We start from the raw sequence: 17,402 nt of genomic DNA, 5'->3' as shown, positions 1-17,402 counted from the left end.
ATCCCGGCGCTTTGCGTTTATCAGCGCCTCACATTCGTTCCGCGGTCACGCTGCGGGGCGCTTTAATGCCGCTTTAGCTCAGTCGGTAGAGCACATCATTCGTAATGATGGGGTCACGTGTTCGAGTCACGTAAGCGGCACCATTTCTTCCCTGCATTTTTACTTGAAGTCGCCGCTGCGGCGCTCAGCCGCTCACGTATAAAAATACCGCGTCAGATGAAAAAACACCGGTGCGGCAAAGCTCAGCGAGTCCATGCGGTCGAGCACGCCGCCGTGGCCGGAGATCATCGTGCCCCAATCCTTGACCCCCATCGAACGCTTGACGGCCGAGAGCGACAGGCCGCCCAAAAAGCCCATGGCGACGATGGCGAGCGCCATGGCGGCAGCTTGAAGCGGCGTGAACGGGGTGATCCACCAGAGACCGGCGCCGGCGGCGACGGCGGAGAGGCCGCCGCCGACGAGGCCCTCTACGGTCTTTGAGGGGCTGACGACGGGGGCCACCTTCGTCCGGCCAAAGAGCTTGCCGAAGACGTATTGCATCACGTCGCTGAACTGCGCGACGGTGATCAGGAAGAAGAGCAGCAGGAAACCCTCGTTGGGACGGCCGGGGATGTCGAGCGTCAGCAGGGCCGGTGCGTGGCTGATGCAGTAGACGGTCAGCATCAGGCCCCACTGGATGCGCGAGACACGCAGCAGGAACTCACCGGCATCGCCCTTCAGCGCCGCAAGGCTCGGCAGGAGAAGGAAGCCGTAGACCGGCACGAGGATCGCGAAGAGCGCGTACCAGTCGGTCCAGATCAGCCAGTATTGAAGCGGCAGCAGCACATAGAAGGCGGCGACCAGCGGCAGGTGATCGGCGCCGCGCGTCGGCGTCAGCGATATGAACTCGCGCAGCGTGTAGAACGAGGTGAGCGCGAAGAGCACCACGGTCACGCCGCGGCCGAGACCGAAGCTCACCGCGAAGATCGCCACCATCACCCACCAGGCCTTGATGCGGGCGTTGAGATTGGCGACCGTCGCCCGGCCGTTTTCGGAGGTCACCTTGCACGACAGCACGAAGCCGATCACCGAGGCGATGCCGAGCAGCGCTGAGATGCCGCCGAAGAGGATGGAAAGCTTGTCGATCAAAGACATGGCGGCCTCATGGAACCCGGTCGGAGGCGAGCGCGCCGACGGCGGCGCGGGCGCGTTCGAGAAACGCGTCCTTCTCCTCCCCCGCCCGCCGCATGAGGGGCGCGCCGAAGCGAACGGTGCAGCTGATCGGAACGGGCAGGAAGGTTCCCTTCGGGAAGGCGCGCGAGGGATTGTCGAGATAGGTGGGGATCAGCTCGACCTCCGGGAATTCCTGCGACAGCCAGTAGAGGCCGCTCTTGAACGGCCCCGGGAGACGCTCGCTGCCGCGCGTTCCCTCTGGAAAGAGAACGAGCGACTCGCCGTCGGCGAGCACACCGCGCAAGGGGGCGAGCGCCGATCCGGGCGGGCCTTGCGTGGCGCGCTCGACGAGCACCGCATTCAACACCTTCAGCGCAATGTGGCGGCGGAGCTTGCCCCTGCCCCAATAGTCTGCGGCCGCGATCGGATGAGTGATCCCGCGCAGGGGTCGCGGTAGGGCCGACCAGATCAGCAGCGTGTCGAGATGGCTGGCGTGGTTGGCGAAATAGATGCGCTGGCGCGTGTCCGGCACGGCACCGATCCATTGCGCCTGGCCGCCGACGAGAAACCGGGTGAGGCCGATCAGCGACAGGTCGATCACGGCTTTGCGGCTCCCGGGATGCGCGAGACGATCGCCCTGGTGCGGGTCCAGCAGGTGAGAAGCGCTCCGACGAGGATGATCCATGCCGTGGCGTAGAGAACGAAACGCCCCGTTGTCAGCCAGGCTTCGCCGAGCGCCAGGAGGGAGGCGAGGCTCATGAGTGCCATGCGGTGCTGCTTGGCCATCGGTCCGCGAAAGTCCTGGACCTGGCCGAGCGAGCCGCCGAAGACGCGCACATAGGCCGTCAGGGCGGCCGCAAGCGCGCCGGCCCAGCCGAGCCAGCCGGCGCCGGCGGCGTAGCCAAGCGCCACGATCAGCAGCGTGTCGGCAATGCGATCGGGAAATTCGTTGTAGAGCGCGCCGACCGGCGAGCCGCGGCCGCCCTCGACCGCCACCATGCCGTCAAGCAGATTGCACAGAAGCCGCAACTGGATGCCGGCGACGGCGACGAGATAAAGCAACGGCCAGCGCGGCGCGAAGACGAGCGCTGCCGCGCCGACAGCGGCGAAGCCGATGCTCAGCAGCGAGATCCCGTTCGGCGTGATCGGCGTCTTGAGGAGCAGCGCCGTCAGGCGGCGCGCCAAGCCGCTGTCGCGCGCCGCAATGGGACGCCGATCCGCGCCCGGCCTCTCGGGCTCTGCGCCATCCGGAGCGACACTCATCTTTGTGGAATTCAGCCCCTACAAAATTTATGATTGCAACCTGTCATAAAACAACTTCGCGCCAAAGGCCATATGGCCGCCTCGCGACTGCGGACGGGGCAACGGCTTCAACGGCGGCCATGCCGGAGTCACCCGCGTTCCTTCTCCTGGGCCTCCGTTCCGGCCACCGGGAAGCGCATGGAGATCCGCGTTCCGCGGCGCCTGAGGGCCGGGCTCTCGGCCTTGATCCGCCCGCCCATCGCCTCCACGAATCCCTTGCTGATCGACAGGCCGAGCCCGGTGCCGAGCGAGCGTCCGTCCGGCTTTCCCTTGCGGAAGAACTTGTCGAAGACCTGATCGATATCGGCGGCGGCAATGCCCTTGCCGAGATCCGTCACCGACAGAACGACCTCGTCGCCCTCCCGCCGGGCATAGATGCTGACGGGTTCGTCACCGCCGAAGCGGTCGGCATTGTCGAGCAGATTGAAGAGGGCCTGCCCGAGCAGGACGCTGTCGCCGCGCATCAGGGGCAGCTCCGGGGCGATGCTGGTCTCGAAAACTCGGCCCGGAAAATATTTCCGCGCCCGTTCCACCGTATCGTGGACCACTTCCGCCACATCGACCCGATCGCGCCTGGCATTGATCGTTCCGGCCTCGAGCCGGATCATGTCGAGCAGGTTGGCAACGAAGTGCTTCAGCCTGCCGCTCTCCTCATCGATCGAGTTCAGCAGATCCTCCCGATCCGCCTGCGGCATTCCTTCGCCGAGTTTGCGGAGGTTCGCGACCGCGCCGCCGATCGCCGCCAAGGGGGTCGTGAGATCGTGGGACAGCGACGAGAGAAGCGCAGCACGGAACTTCTCTCCCTCAAGCTGGGCGGCCTGATCGAGGCTTTCACGCGACAGCCTCGCGCGATCGACGGCGATGGCGGTCTGGTCGAGGATCGCGGCAAGGGCTCGTTCCGCGTTGATGTCGAGAGGGTTGCCCTCCTGCAGAAAGCCGCAAACACCAACGACACCATGCGGGCTCATCAGCGGCCTGAACTGAAACGGGCTGTTCGGCAGCGTACCGGTCTCATTGCCTGCCGGCTCCTTCTTTTCGAACGCCCAGCGCGCCGCCATCATGTCGCTGACACTGAGTTCGGTGTCCGGAGGCCAAGCCACCCTCACGGCGATGTCAACGTCTTCCGGCAGCAACAGCACGGCATTGCGCTTCAATGTCGCGTGAATCTGGTTGGCCGCCGCCCACAACACGTCTTCGGCATTGGCAGTGCCGGAAAGCTTGCGGGAAAAATCGTAAAGCGCCTGCGTCGCCGTCGCCCGGCCTTTGGCGGTCTTTGCCTGCTCGCGGATGCGCGAGGCAAGCCCGCCGGCGAGCGCCGCTGCGGCCAGGAAAACGAAGAGCGCGAAAACCTCGTGCGGCTCGGCCACCGTGAAGGTGCCGACCGGCTCGATGAAGAAGAAATTGTATGCGACGACGGAAAACAGTGCGGCTGCCAGGGCCGCGAAGTAGCCGGCATAAACCGCCGAGGCGAGCACCGCGAGGAGATAGAGGAGCGAAATATTCTGCAGGATGATGACCTGCTCGATCAGCACGCCGAGCGCGGTCGCCAGCCCGACGGTGCCGGAGGCTATGCCGAAGGCCCGCCCCAATCCTTCCGGCAGCAATTGCCCGCTTCTCCGCCGCCGCTTTGCGGCGGGCTCGATCTTGCCCGTGACGAGGTGAATGCCGACACCCGCGACGCGCTTGGCCAGTGCATCGGGCAGGGAGGCACGGAAAAGGCTAAGAGGGAACCAGTGGCGGCGCGCGCCGATGACGATCTGCGTGGCATTCTCGCGCCTTGCAAGCTTCAGGATCTCCTCGACGAAATCGCTGCCGACGATGCGGCGCGTCTCCGCGCCCAATTGCTCGGCAAGGCGGAAGGTCTCGTCGAGCTGCCGCATCGCCTCGCCGTCGCCCGCTTCGCGATCCGCCCGTTCAATGGAAACGACGATCCAATCGGCATTGAGGCCGGAGGCGAGCCGGCTCGCCGTCCTCACCACCTTTTCCGATAGCGGATCCGGGCCGATGCAGACGAGGAGCCTTTCGCCGGCCGGCCAGGGACCCTCGATGGCGTTCTGCTTGAGGTAATCGACCATCTGGTCGTCGACCCGGTCGGCGGTCCGCCGCAGCGCAAGCTCGCGCAGCGCCGTCAGATTGCCGAGCCGGAAGAAATTGTCCGCGGCACGCCGGGCATTGTCGGGCAGATAGACCTTGCCCTCCTTCAGCCGCTCGATCAGTTCCGCCGGAGGCAGGTCGACCAGCAGGACTTCGTCGGCCCGATTCAGGACCGTGTCGGGAATCCGTTCGCGCACCGGCACGCCGGCGATCTGGGCGACGATGTCCGACAGGCTTTCGAGGTGTTGGATGTTGAGCGCCGTCCACACATCGATGCCGGCATCGACGAGTTCCTCGATGTCCTGGTAACGCTTCGGATGGCGACCGTCGCCGAGATTGGTATGGGCGAGCTCATCGACGACGATGATCGTCGGGCGGCGCGCCAAAGCGGCGTCGAGATCGAATTCGCTCAGCGTGCGGCCGCTATGCACGACTTCCCGGCGCGGCAGGACCTCCAGCCCTTCGAGCAGCGCCGCGGTTTCGCTGCGCCCATGAGTTTCGACGAGCCCGATGACGATGTCGGCGCCCTGTTGCTTGAGGCGTTGCGCCCGCATCAGCATGGCGAAGGTCTTGCCGACGCCCGGCGCGGCGCCGAGGAACACCGTCAGCTTCCCTCTTCCGCCCTGTTCGGCCAGAGCCAGCAGGGCATCGGGATCGGGGCGGTTTGCCAGATCGCGATCAATCTCGGACATGCAATCTCTCGAACTCGGTCGTTGGAGAAGGTTCGCTCCCAGAGACCATCCGTGACCGGACCCTCAACGTGCGGATCCTATTTCGCGGCGATGTCGACGCGGGAGATCGGCTTTGCCGCCGGCTCCGGCTGGTTCGCCACCTCGTGCATCCATTCCCGCCAGATCGCGACGAGCAGTGCCATCAGTACCGGGCCGACGAAAAGGCCGAGGAAGCCCATCGTCTTGACGCCGCCGACGAGGCCGAAGAAGGTCGGCAGGAAGGGCAGCTTGATCGGGCCGCCGACGAGCCTCGGGCGAAGCGTCTTGTCGACGATGAAGAGCTCCGTCGTACCCCAGGCGAAGAGCGCCACGCCGTGGAACGGCGAACCGCTCGCCACCAGATAGATGGACACCAGGGTGAAGCAGAGAGGCGCGCCGCCCGGAATGAGCGCCATGAGGCCGGTGATGATGCCGAGCGTCACCGGCGACGGCACGCCCGCCATCCAATAGGCGACACCGAGCACGATGCCTTCGCCGATCGCGATGATGCCCATGCCGGTTACCGTCGAGCTGATGGTCAGCGGCACGACGCGCGACAGGCGCTCCCAGCGCATCGGGAAAATCTGCTCGCCGAGACGATCGAGCTGCTTAGAAAACGACTGGCCGTCACGATAGACGAAGAACAGCGTGATCAGCATGAAGAGCAGCGTCAGGAAGGACTGGAAGGCGGAGGCTCCGATCACCAGGACGCCGCGGTAGATGTTGCCGATATTGGAGCCGCTGACGAGTTGGACCAGTTCGCCAAGCGCGCCGGGATGGCCCACATATTTCACCCATTGCTGACCAAGCCAGGCGCCCGCCACGGGGATGGTCGTCAGCCAGGCCGGCACCGGCGCTCCGTTGACGTTGGTCTCCACCGCCCAGACGAGCCAGTCGCGCACCTCGTCCACTGCATATGCCGCGGCGATCGAGATCGGCACGACGATGAAGGCGACGACGGAGGTGATGGCAATGGTCGCCGCAAGCGTCCGATTGCCGTTCAGTGCCTGAAGCAGCCGACGATAGATGGGCCAGCTGGCAAAGCCGATGACGACGGCGGCAAGCACCGGCACGACGAAGCCGTGAAAGAAATAGACGCCGGCGATCAGTACCAGGACGAGCAGCCAGCGGGCTGCCGAGATCGGCAGGACGAGGGCCGAGCGTGCATGGGCAGGCTGCCCGAAGAGCCGCGGCTCCACCGGGGGATTTTCTCGCTCACGATTGCCCAATTGCACCTGTAGTCCTCCGTCTTTCAAGAACCTTACAACAATCCCGCAGGCTTGCCAGCCCGTCTGCTGGGTCTATCCGCGCTTTCGGCTTGAAGGAGCCGGCGTCTCCAAATCATCGCGACGATCAAGGATCAATTCACACTTGCCGTGATCGCCTTCACCGGTCTAGCGGACGGACATGACAGGCAGATTTAGCCGTGACCGAGGAACGCTCGCGGCAAAATTCGCCATGCGCAGTCACGTCCGGATTGTTGACGTTTACGTCAAAGTTATATAATTCCGATTAGTGCTTGAAGAGACGCTGGAAAAGCAGCATCTTCGATCGGGAGGGAAGATCGGGAGGGATTTTTCTTCGCCGTGAGCAAGGCCGTTCGTTGCCACCAGAGGGAGAGAGATCATGGCGGAAGCAAGCATGCAGCAGGCGGGGTCCGGCGCGGGCAAGAACTGGGTCAAGTCCTATCCGCCGGGCGTGCCCGCCGACATCGGACCGCTCCCCTACCGATCGCTCGGCGAGTTTTTCGACCATGCGGTGGCGCAGCATTCCTGGCGCCCCGCATTCACCTCAATGGGCAAGTCGCTGACCTTCGCCGATCTCAACGTCCATTCGGGCCGGATCGGTGCCTGGCTGCAGTCGCTCGGCTTGGCGAAAGGCGATCGCGTCGCCGTCATGATGCCGAACATCCTGCAGAACCCGGTGATCGTCTACGGCATTCTCCGGGCCGGCTATACGGTCGTCAACGTCAACCCGCTCTACACGCCGCGCGAGCTCGAGCACCAGCTGGTCGATGCCGGCGCCAAGGCGATCTTCGTGCTGGAAAACTTCGCCCACACGGTCGAGCAGGTCGTCGCCCGCACCAAAGTCAAGCATGTGGTGGTCGCGACCATGGGCGACATGCTCGGGGTGAAGGGCCTCGTCGTCAATCTCGTCGTACGCCGCGTGAAGAAGCTCGTTCCGGCCTGGTCGCTGCCCGGCCACCTCTCGTTCCGAACGGTTCTAGCCAGGGGCGAGAAGCTTCAGCTTGCGAAACCCAATATCGGGCCGAGCGACGTCGCCTTCCTGCAATATACCGGCGGCACGACGGGCGTTTCGAAGGGCGCCACCCTCACCCATGCCAATCTTCTCGCCAACATGGCGCAGATGGAACTCTGGTTGAACACGGCCTTCCTGCGCAAGCCGCGCCCGGAAAACCTCACCTTCATGTGCGCCCTGCCGCTCTACCACATCTTCGCACTTACGGTGAATTCGCTGATGGGGCTTGCGACCGGCGGCAACAACATCCTGATCCCCAATCCGCGCGATATTCCCGCCTTCGTGAAGGAACTGGGCAAGTACAAGACCAACATCTTCCCCGGCCTCAACACGCTGTTCAACGCCCTGATGAACAATTCGGACTTCCAGAAGCTCGACTTCTCCTCGCTGATTCTCACATTCGGCGGCGGCATGGCGGTGCAGCGACCGGTCGCCGAGCGCTGGCTCGCGATGACGCACTGCCCGATCCATGAAGGCTACGGGCTCTCGGAAACCTCGCCGGTCGCTACCGCCAACCGGCTCGACACGGACGAGTTCACCGGCACGATCGGCATGCCGCTGCCTTCGACCGAGGTCGAAATCCGCGACGAGAACGGCAACGCGCTGCCGGCCGGCGAAATCGGCGAGATCTGCATCCGCGGCCCGCAGGTCATGGCCGGCTATTGGCAACGCCCGGACGAGACGGCGAAGGCGATTTCGCCGGACGGCTTCTTCCGCACCGGCGACGTCGGCTTCATGAATGCGGCAGGGCTGACGAAGATCGTCGACCGCAAGAAGGACATGATCCTCGTTTCCGGCTTCAACGTCTTCCCGAACGAGATCGAAGAGGTCGTGGCGACCCATCCCGGCATTCTGGAATGCGCTGCGGTCGGGGTTGCCGACCCGCATTCCGGCGAGGCGGTCAAGCTCTTCATCGTGCGCAAGGATCCGAACCTCACGGAAGCGGACGTCAAGCGCCACTGCGCCGAAAACCTCACCAACTACAAGCGGCCGCGGCACGTCGAATTCCGTGACGAACTGCCGAAGTCCAATGTCGGCAAGATCCTGCGCAAGGACCTGCGCGACTAGCATTGGGAGTGCCCCTCATCCGCCTGCCGCCACCTTCTCGCCGCAGGCGGGGAGAAGGGGCTCGCGGCATCGCCCACTACCAGAGTCCCCTCGCCCCACGTGCGGGGTTAGGGTGAGGGGCGGTTACAAGGGCTCGCCACTCGCTTTTTTCGCTGCAGTGCACACCTGCCCTTGATTTGCCATGTCTAAACCGACTAGCTATCGCAGCCGATTTCCGATGCAAGGAGCCCTGCGATGAAAGCGCTTGTCGAAAACCTCAAAGCCACTGCACGCGAGACCAATGCAGCCGACATCCGGGCCGCATTCGCGGCCGATCCGAAGCGCTTTTCGCGCTTCAGCACGAGGCTCGGCGATCTCCTCCTCGACTATTCGAAATGCGCCGTCAACGATCGGATTCTCGACGGTCTCGAGGCGCTGGCGAAGGCCGCAAGGGTCGAGGAAAAGCGCGACGCCATGTTCCGCGGCGACATCATCAACATCACCGAGGAACGCGCCGTCCTGCACACGGCGCTCAGGAACCGCTCGAACCGGCCGGTCCTCGTCGCCGGCAAAAACGTCATGCCCGACGTCAACGCCGTTCTGGACGCAATGGGCACCTTCGCCGGCGACGTCCGCTCCGGCGCCTTGAAGGGCGCCACCGGCAAGAAGATCACCGACGTCGTCAATATCGGCATCGGCGGCTCCGACCTCGGCCCGGTCATGGCGACGCTGGCGCTCGCCCCCTTCCATGACGGGCCGCGGCTGCACTTCGTTTCCAATGTCGACGGCGCCCACATCGCCGATACGCTGAAGCTGCTCGACCCGGAGACCTCGCTCTTCATCGTCGCCTCGAAGACCTTCACGACGATCGAGACGATGACCAATGCGGCCACAGCGCGTGCCTTCATCGCCGGCAAGCTCGGCGAAGCGGCGGTCGGTCACCATTTCGCGGCGGTCTCCACCGCCCTCGACAAGGTCGCCGCATTCGGCATCGACGCCGCCCGCGTCTTCGGTTTCTGGGATTGGGTCGGCGGCCGCTATTCGATCTGGTCGGCGATCGGCCTGCCGCTGATGATCGCCGTCGGAAGTGAGAATTTCGGCCGCTTCCTCGATGGCGGCCATGCGATCGACGAACACTTCCGCTCCGCACCGCCGCGCGAAAACATCCCGATGCTGCTCGGCCTGATCGGCTTCTATCACCGAAATGTGCTCGGCTATCCGTCGCGGGCGATCCTGCCCTACGACCAGCGCCTCTCCCGCTTCCCGGCCTATCTGCAGCAGCTCGACATGGAATCGAACGGCAAGGCCGTGACGCTCGACAGCACGCCCGTCGAATTCGCGACCGGGCCGGTCGTCTGGGGCGAACCCGGCACCAACGGCCAGCATGCCTTCTACCAGCTCATCCACCAGGGCACCGACATCATCCCGGCCGAGTTCATGATCGCCGCCAACGGCCACGAGAAGGATCTGCGCCACCAGCACCAGCTGCTGATCGCCAACTGCCTGGCGCAATCGGAAGCGCTGATGAAGGGCCGCACGCTTGCGGAGGCCAAGGCGCAGCTCACCTCGAAAGGCATGGACGAGGCAAAGGCGGACAGGATCGCGCCGCACCGCGTCTTCACCGGCAACCGGCCGTCGCTCACCTTCGTCTACGACCAGCTCGATCCCTTCGCACTCGGCCGGCTGATCGCGCTTTACGAGCACCGCGTCTTCGTCGAGGGCGCGCTCTTCAACATCAATTCCTTCGACCAGTGGGGCGTCGAGCTCGGCAAGGAGCTGGCGACCGGGCTGCTGCCGGTCGTCGAGGGCAAGGAGAGCGCCGAGGGGCACGATTCGTCGACCGCCGGCCTCGTTGCGGCACTGCTGCAGGCGGCACGCTGACGGACAGGGAAAAGGGCGCCAACCGGCGCCCTTTTTCACGCGGATTTGCTGGCGTCAGAGCCCGATTTCATATTTCCACGGCGGGTTGGCGCCGGCGCGCGACACGGTGACGGCGGCTGCCTTGGCGCCGAGGGCGAGCGCTTGGCGGACCGCCTCATCGCTCAAGTCTGCGACATGTTCCTTGGTCAGCAGATTATCGAGCTTCAGCGAGGCGAGCACACCGGCATCGAAAGTATCGCCGGCGCCGACCGTATCGACCACCGCGACGCGCTCGCTCGCCACTTCGACCTTGTAGTTCTTCGTATAGCCGACAGCGCCGTCCGCGCCCCTGGTGATCACCACCAGCTTCGGCCCGCGCTGCAGCCATTCGGCCGCCAGAGTGTCGTGGCTCCCCTCCATGCCGAACCAGGCGAGGTCCTCGTCGGAGAACTTGACGATGTCGGACATCGCCGCCATGCGGTTCATGCGGGCAAGATGCGCCTCCCGGTCCTTGATGAAGCCGGGCCGGATATTGGGATCGAAGGAGATCACCCGCTTTTCATGCTCGCGCTTCATCAGCGCCTCGTAGGTCGAGCCGCAGGGTTCGGGGATCAGGCTGATCGCACCGAAATGCAACGCCTCACAGAAATCGCCGAAGGCCGGCAGATGGTCGGTGGTGATCATCCGCCCGGCGGTGTTCTCGTCGAAGAAGGCGTAGCTCGCGTGGCCGTTGACGAGTTTCACGAAGGCAAGCGTCGTGTGCAGCGGCAGGGTCGCGCAGGGGCCGAAATCGACATTCGCCGCTTTCAGGGTCTCCCGCAGGATGTCGCCGAACATATCGTCGGAGAGCCCGGTGAAAAAGCCGGTCGGAATGCCGAGCCTGCCAAGCGCGATCGCCGTGTTGAAGATGGCGCCCCCGGCATAGGGGGCAAAGGCGCTTTCACCGGCCGCCGTCTCGCGCGGCAACATGTCGATCAGGGCCTCTCCGCAGCAAACGATCATCAACGTCCTCCCTTGAAAACTATTCCATAGACCAGCGTTGAATCACTGGGCAGCGAGTTCGCCGACACCGCCGTTGCGGGCCGACCAGGCGAGCGGCGCATTGAGGAAGGCTTCCACCTCGTTCAGCGTCTTCTCGTCGAACAGTGCTTGCTCGCGGGCAACGGCGAGCACATTGCGCCATGTGGCTATGTAGTGCAGGTCGACCCCCTTCGACTTCATGTTGGCCCGGGCTTCCGGGAAAATGTCGTAGTAGAAGAGCGCGATGCCGTGCGCGACGATGCCGCCAGCGGCGCGGATCGCGTCGATGAACTTGAACATGGAGCCGCCGGCGGTGGTCAGATCCTCGATCACCAGCACGCGCGCGCCTTCCGGCATATGGCCCTCGATCTGGGCATTGCGGCCGTGTCCTTTCGGCGCTTTGCGCACGTAGATCATCGGCAGGCCGAGGCGCTCGGCGAGCATGGCGGCAAAGGGGATGCCGGCCGTCTCGCCGCCGGCGACCACATCGAACTGCTCGAAGCCGGCCTCGCCGAGGATCGTCGCTGCAGCGAAATCCATGACCGCCGAGCGGATGCGCGGATAGGAAATCAGCTTGCGGCAGTCGATATAGACCGGGCTCGCCATTCCGGAGGAGAGCTTGTAGGGCTCGTCGGCCCGGAAATGCACCGCCTTGATTTCCCAAAGCATCTTGGCGACCAGCTCGGCCATCACCGTCTTGTCGGTGAACGCATTCGAAAACATGACCTCTCCTTCAGAAGCGTGACCCGAAGCGGCTTCCAGTCACGCGGCAAGACATTTCTCGATCAGACGACCGCCCAGTGGAGCGGGAACATCGGGTCGAAAACCGTGATCGGCCCGGCTTCGGTCTCGACCTTGGCGGGATAGCGGACCGCCTCTTCTGCCTTGCGCAGCGTGATCGTTTCCTCGTTCACTGGCAGGCCATACCAGGCGGGGCCGTTCAGCGAAGTGAAGGCCTCGAGCCGGTCAAGCGCCCCCTCCTCCTCGAAGACATGGGCAAGGCAGCTCAGCGTATTGACCGACGTGTAGATGCCGGCGCAGCCGCAGGCGCATTCCTTGAGGGGATCGACATGTGGGGCGGAGTCGGTGCCGAGGAAGAAGCGCACATCCCCCGTCACGGCAGCGGCGCGCAAGGCCAGGCGGTGCGTCTCCCGCTTGGCGACCGGCAGGCAGTAATAATGCGGCTTGATGCCGCCGACGAGGATGGCGTTGCGGTTGATGATCAGGTGATGCGTGGTGATCGAGCCGGCAAGGTTGGCCGCATGCTCCTTGATGTAATCGATGCCGTCCTTCGTCGTCACATGCTCCATGGTGATGCGGAGATCCGGCAGCCGCCGGCGAAGCGGGTCGAGGACCGTTTCGATGAAGACGGCCTCGCGGTCGAAGATGTCGACCTCCGGTGTCGTCACCTCGCCGTGGACGCAGAGCGGCATGCCGATCTCGGCCATGCGCTCGAGAACAGGCATCGCCTTGGTGATGTCGCGGACGCCGCTGTGCGAATTGGTGGTCGCGCCGGCCGGATAGAGCTTCACTGCCTTGACCAGACCGCTCCTGAATCCGGCCTCGACGTCGGCGGGGTCGGTTCCTTCGGTGAGATAGAGAGTCATCAACGGTTCGAACCGGTCACCGGCCGGAATGGCGGCGAGGATGCGTTCGCGATAGGCCGCGGCGTCGGCAGAGGTCACCACCGGCGGCACCAGATTGGGCATGATGACGGCGCGGGCGAAATGCCGGCTCGTGTCGCCGATGACACCGCGCAGCACGCCGCCATCGCGCAGGTGGAGATGCCAGTCGTCCGGGCGGCGGATAACGAGCTCTTGCATTTCAGCTTTCTCCCGATGCTCGCGCCCGATCGGCGCGGGCGGCGTCAAAGCCGGCCAGTGCGCTTGAAGGCGTGGTAACTCATGTGGTGAAACCGCGCCTCGATACCATCATTGCGCCGCCGAAGACAATGGCTCGAAGTATATTTCAGAAATCCCCGATCACCACATCGCTGGCGCGGCGGCTGCCGACGACGCGGCGAGCGTTCGGGATATCGTTGCCGAACGCCTTTGTCCGGGCGGTCTCCTCATCGTAGCCGTGATCGTGCCAACGTTGCAGCAATCGCTGTTTGAGTACGTCGATCCCCGGATCGATGAAGATCGAGTAGTCGAAGGCCCCGTCGAGCCTGCTCCACGGCAGTTCGTCGAGCAGCAGGTAGTTGCCCTCGACCAGCACGATCCGCGTCTCCGGGGCAATTGCCCGGGCCGAGGCAACCGCCAGTTCCCGGGTGCGGTCGAACACCGGAACGAGCACCTCGCCGTCATTGTCGCGCACCGCGGCGAGCGTCGAAAGGAAGGCCCGCACGTCGAAGGTTTCGGGCGCGCCCTTGCGCGCCAGCAGGCCCTTGTCGGCGAGGACCGCATTGTCCATGTGGAAGCCGTCCATCGGCAGCACCGCCACGCGCTCCCCCGCTTCGGCGATGGCCTCGGCGAGACCGTCGGCAAGCGTCGACTTACCGGCCCCCGGCGGGCCGGCGATGGCGACGATGAAACGGCCGGCGCCCGCCGCCCGTTTCAGGATTTCGTCCGTCAAGGACTGCACATTCATGCGGCGACTGCCTCGCCGGGCGGCGCCTTGGCGCCGGTCATGAAGGCGACCGCGTCGGACATGGTGTATTCCTTCGGATTGATCACACAGAGCCGGCGGCCGAGGCGGTGGATATGGATCCGGTCCGCAACCTCGAAGACGTGCGGCATGTTGTGCGAGATCAGCACGATCGGCAGGCCGCGGCGGCGAACGTCGAGGATCAGTTCCAGGACGCGCCGGCTCTCCTTGACGCCGAGCGCCGCGGTCGGCTCGTCCATGATGACGACCTTGGAGCCGAAGGCGGCGGCGCGCGCCACCGCCACGCCCTGGCGCTGGCCGCCGGACAGCGTTTCCACCGCCTGGTTGATGTTCTGGATCGTCATCAGGCCCAATTCGGAGAGCTTGGCCCTTGCCATCTTTTCCATGGCCGAGCGGTCGAGAGTGCGAAACAGCTTGCCGAACAGGCCCTGCTTCCGGATCTCCCGGCCGAGGAACATGTTATCGGCGATCGACAAGGCGGGCGAAAGAGCGAGGTTCTGGTAGACCGTCTCGATGCCGGCGGCGCGGGCGTCCATGGGCGAGCGGAAGTGCACCGGCTGGCCCTCGAGGCGGATCTCGCCCTCGTCGGGGGTGACGGCACCGGAGATCGCCTTGATCATCGAAGACTTGCCGGCGCCGTTGTCACCGATCACTGCGAGGATTTCGCCGGGATAGAGGTCGAAATCGGCGTGGTCGAGGGCGGTGACGCGGCCATAGCGCTTGACGAGACCGCGGGCGGTGAGAATGGGTTCCTGTGCCATTACGCTGCTACCTTTCTGATCCACTGGTCGATCGCGACGGCGGAGATGATCAGGACGCCGGTCAGGAAGACCTTCCACTGGGGGTCGGCCCCAAGCATGTTGAGGCCCATCGACACGACGCCGACGATCATCGCGCCGATCAGCGTACCTAGGATCGAGCCACGGCCGCCGAAGAGCGAAATGCCGCCGATCACGGCCGCGGTAATGGCCTGCAGGTTGTAGTCGGTCACCGCCGCCGACGGGGAGATCGAACCGTTGCGGCCGATCGAGACCCAGGCGGCGAGAGCGGCGATCAGGCCGGCGATCGTGTAAGCGCTCAGAAGCACCTTGCCGACACGGATACCGGAGAGCTTGGCGGCCTCAGGATCGTCGCCGACCGCATAGAGATGGCGTCCCCAGGCGGTGTGGTTCAGCGCGTACCAGAGACCGAAGACCAGAAGCACCATGCTGATCACGCCAAGGGTCAGGACGGCAGTGCCTATCTTGAAGCTTACACCGAAGACATGCAGCCACTGCGTCACCGCCGTCACGTCCGCCTCGCGGATCGTGGCGTTCTCAGAATAGATGAAGTTCGTCGACATGATCACGTACCACGTGCCGAGCGTGACGATGAAGGGAGGCAGCTTCAGCCGGGAAACCAGAAGGCCGTTCAGAAAGCCGCAGGCGCCGCCCACCAGGAAGCCGGCCGCCACGGCAAGCGGCGCCGGGAGGCCGTAGGTCACGGCGCAATTGCCCATGACGACGGCCGAGATGACCATGACGACGCCGATCGAAAGATCGATGCCGGCCGTCAGGATCACCAGCGTCTGCGCCGCGCCCAACATGCCGACGATGGCAATCTGCTGGAGGATCAGCGTCAGCGTGTAGGACGAGAAGAACCTGCCGCCGATCGCCAGCCCGAAAACGAGGATCGATGCGACAAGCACGACGAACGGCACCGCGGCCGGCGTCGAATGCAGGAAATGCTGGATTCTTTGGAGCGGCGTCTTGTCGTGCGTGTCGAAGGACGCCACATCCGTCGAACTGTTGACCAGGACCTTTTCGAATTCCTGGGATGGCTGTGCGGCTGTGTTTGGCTCGGCCATGGAGACTCCTCCCATAACCCCCACTCTCAAGGGGGCGCATTATTGCCGGATGCGCGGCCCGCCGGTCGTCGCGGCAGGGTTCAGAACCTTTTTCGGTCACGGCAGGTCCGGGCTATCCATCCAGATCAACCGTGGCAGTTCCGAGAAGCCAGAGCGGTACGCGCGCGAAAGCGCCTCGCGACTTTCGTCTATCCCGCTCTCAAATTTGCGCAGGTTTTGCGCCTTGTCAAAGAGATCGGCGCTTAAGCGAAGGGCGGCCGGGGCCGCCCTTCCCTGTCGGTTGCTTCTGGACCAAGCGGGCGATCAGCCCCAGCACTTCTCCGTGCCGACCTTGGTGTCGATCGATTCGACGCCGGCGGCCGGCTTGTCGGTGACGAGCGCTACGCCCGTATCGAAGAAGTCCTTGCCTTCGGTCGGCTTCGGCTTCTCGCCGGTCTCGGCGAATTTCTTGATCGCCTCGATGCCGAGCGCCGCCATCATCAGCGGATATTGCTGCGAGGTGGCGCCGATGACGCCTTCGGCAACAGACTTGACGCCCGGGCAACCGCCGTCGACCGATACGATCAGCACGTCCTTCTCCTTGCCGACGGCCTTCAGCGCCTGGTAGGCGCCGACAGCGGCCGGCTCGTTGATGGTGTGGATGACGTTGATGTCCGGATCCTTCTGCAGAAGGTTTTCCATCGCCGTGCGGCCACCTTCCTCGTTGCCGTTCGTCACGTCATGGCCGACGATACGCGGATCGTCCTCGTCTCCGATCTTGTTCGGATCCTTGGGATCGATGCCGAAGCCGATCATGAAGCCCTGGTCGCGCAAGACGTCGACCGTCGGCTGCGACGGGGTGAGGTCGAGAAAGCCGATTTTTGCGGTCTTCGCGCCCTCGCCCATGGTTGCGGCCGCCCACTGGCCGATCAGCTTGCCCGCCAGCAGGTTGTCGGTGGCGAATGTCGCGTCTGCGGCCGTCGCCGGATCGAGAGGCGTGTCGAGCGCGATCACCAGAACGCCTGCGTCCTGCGCCTTCTTGACCTGGTCGACGATTGCCTTGGTGTCGGAGGCGGCGATGAGAATGCCCTTCGCGCCATCGGCGATGCAGGATTCGATAGCGGCAACCTGGCTGTCGTGATCACCGTCGACCTTGCCGGCATAGGACTTCAGCGTGACGCCGAGTTCCTGGGCCTTGGCGGTCGCACCTTCCTTCATCTTCACGAAAAAGGGGTTGGTATCGGTCTTGGTGATGAGGCAGGCAGAGACGTCCGCCGCCTGCGACGGCGACGCGAAGGCAACGCCGAGAGCGAGCGCGCCGAGTGCGGTGGAAAGAACAGTTTTCTTCATCAAACCCTCCCAAGGTTCAAATAGGGCCGGTACCGGCCTTCAGGCTTCGCCGCCGCAGCATTCTCCTCCTGCGGGCGGCGCTTCCGAGCGTCAATCAAACACCAATTTCTCGGGGTGTCAATAAATAAATCAAATTGAATTATTATCTGGATGTGGCATTCTCCGTGCAGCAGCCG

General features: G+C 64.4%; 14 protein-coding genes and 1 tRNA gene. 3 read left to right on the top strand and 12 right to left on the bottom strand.

Annotation, left to right across the window (positions count from 1 at the left end):
• Positions 1–67 precede the first annotated feature (67 nt).
• Positions 68–143 (top strand) — tRNA-Thr (locus tag SS05631_RS00585).
• A 49-nt stretch (positions 144–192) separates the two neighbouring features.
• On the opposite strand, the gene SS05631_RS00580 is transcribed toward SS05631_RS00585, so the two are convergent.
• The 5 genes from SS05631_RS00580 to SS05631_RS00560 form a co-directional block, all read right to left on the bottom strand.
• On the bottom strand, positions 193–1,134 hold the full coding sequence (locus SS05631_RS00580) for a phosphatidate cytidylyltransferase (RefSeq protein WP_037420552.1): 942 nt from the start codon (positions 1,132–1,134) through the stop codon (positions 193–195).
• Positions 1,135–1,141: 7 nt separating this feature from the next.
• Positions 1,142–1,753, bottom strand: coding sequence for a lysophospholipid acyltransferase family protein (locus tag SS05631_RS00575; RefSeq protein WP_037420555.1), 612 nt, complete (start codon positions 1,751–1,753; stop codon positions 1,142–1,144).
• The gene (locus SS05631_RS00570; RefSeq protein WP_037420558.1) at positions 1,750–2,415 is read right to left on the bottom strand and encodes a CDP-alcohol phosphatidyltransferase family protein; all 666 of its coding nucleotides are present in this window, start codon (positions 2,413–2,415) and stop codon (positions 1,750–1,752) included. Before SS05631_RS00570 ends, SS05631_RS00575 begins: the two co-directional genes overlap by 4 nt.
• A gap of 128 nt (positions 2,416–2,543) precedes the next feature.
• A complete protein-coding gene (locus SS05631_RS00565; protein WP_037420562.1) occupies positions 2,544–5,240 on the bottom strand; it encodes a sensor histidine kinase KdpD in 2,697 nt (898 codons plus the stop codon).
• 77 nt (positions 5,241–5,317) lie between these two features.
• Positions 5,318–6,493, bottom strand: coding sequence for an AI-2E family transporter (locus tag SS05631_RS00560; RefSeq protein WP_095677899.1), 1,176 nt, complete (start codon positions 6,491–6,493; stop codon positions 5,318–5,320).
• 391 nt (positions 6,494–6,884) lie between these two features.
• Between SS05631_RS00560 and SS05631_RS00555 the strand changes: the two genes are divergently transcribed.
• Positions 6,885–8,585 carry a long-chain fatty acid--CoA ligase gene (locus SS05631_RS00555; RefSeq protein ID WP_050988274.1) on the top strand — a complete coding sequence of 567 codons (1,701 nt, stop codon included), beginning with the start codon at positions 6,885–6,887 and terminating at the stop codon, positions 8,583–8,585.
• 234 nt (positions 8,586–8,819) lie between these two features.
• Positions 8,820–10,445 (top strand): glucose-6-phosphate isomerase, encoded by a 1,626-nt coding sequence (gene pgi / locus SS05631_RS00550; protein ID WP_037420568.1) that lies wholly within the window; start codon positions 8,820–8,822, stop codon positions 10,443–10,445.
• A 54-nt stretch (positions 10,446–10,499) separates the two neighbouring features.
• Here pgi and SS05631_RS00545 read toward each other — a convergent pair whose 3' ends face one another.
• The 7 genes from SS05631_RS00545 to SS05631_RS00515 form a co-directional block, all read right to left on the bottom strand.
• Positions 10,500–11,426, bottom strand: a complete 927-nt coding sequence (locus SS05631_RS00545) for a carbohydrate kinase (RefSeq protein WP_037420571.1) — start codon at positions 11,424–11,426, stop codon at positions 10,500–10,502.
• A gap of 42 nt (positions 11,427–11,468) precedes the next feature.
• Positions 11,469–12,167 (bottom strand): orotate phosphoribosyltransferase, encoded by a 699-nt coding sequence (locus SS05631_RS00540; RefSeq protein ID WP_037420573.1) that lies wholly within the window; start codon positions 12,165–12,167, stop codon positions 11,469–11,471.
• Between the two features lie 62 nt (positions 12,168–12,229).
• On the bottom strand, positions 12,230–13,267 hold the full coding sequence (pyrC, locus tag SS05631_RS00535; RefSeq protein WP_037420575.1) for a dihydroorotase: 1,038 nt from the start codon (positions 13,265–13,267) through the stop codon (positions 12,230–12,232).
• 145 nt (positions 13,268–13,412) lie between these two features.
• Positions 13,413–14,033 carry a nucleoside triphosphate hydrolase gene (locus tag SS05631_RS00530; protein WP_037420577.1) on the bottom strand — a complete coding sequence of 207 codons (621 nt, stop codon included), beginning with the start codon at positions 14,031–14,033 and terminating at the stop codon, positions 13,413–13,415.
• Positions 14,030–14,812, bottom strand: coding sequence for an ATP-binding cassette domain-containing protein (locus tag SS05631_RS00525; RefSeq protein WP_037420579.1), 783 nt, complete (start codon positions 14,810–14,812; stop codon positions 14,030–14,032). Before SS05631_RS00525 ends, SS05631_RS00530 begins: the two co-directional genes overlap by 4 nt.
• Positions 14,812–15,897 carry an ABC transporter permease gene (locus tag SS05631_RS00520; protein ID WP_037420580.1) on the bottom strand — a complete coding sequence of 362 codons (1,086 nt, stop codon included), beginning with the start codon at positions 15,895–15,897 and terminating at the stop codon, positions 14,812–14,814. The genes SS05631_RS00525 and SS05631_RS00520 overlap by 1 nt, the downstream gene beginning before the upstream one ends.
• Positions 15,898–16,200: 303 nt before the next feature.
• Complete coding sequence (locus SS05631_RS00515; protein ID WP_037420581.1) at positions 16,201–17,226, bottom strand: sugar ABC transporter substrate-binding protein; 1,026 nt, start codon at positions 17,224–17,226, stop codon at positions 16,201–16,203.
• Between the last annotated feature and the right edge of the window lie 176 nt (positions 17,227–17,402).

Origin of the sequence: Sinorhizobium sp. CCBAU 05631 (genome assembly GCF_002288505.1) — a bacterium.
Lineage (GTDB): Bacteria > Pseudomonadota > Alphaproteobacteria > Rhizobiales > Rhizobiaceae > Sinorhizobium > Sinorhizobium fredii_C.
Note: the sequence above shows the minus strand (reverse complement) of the source record. Positions and strands in the feature narration are given on the sequence as shown.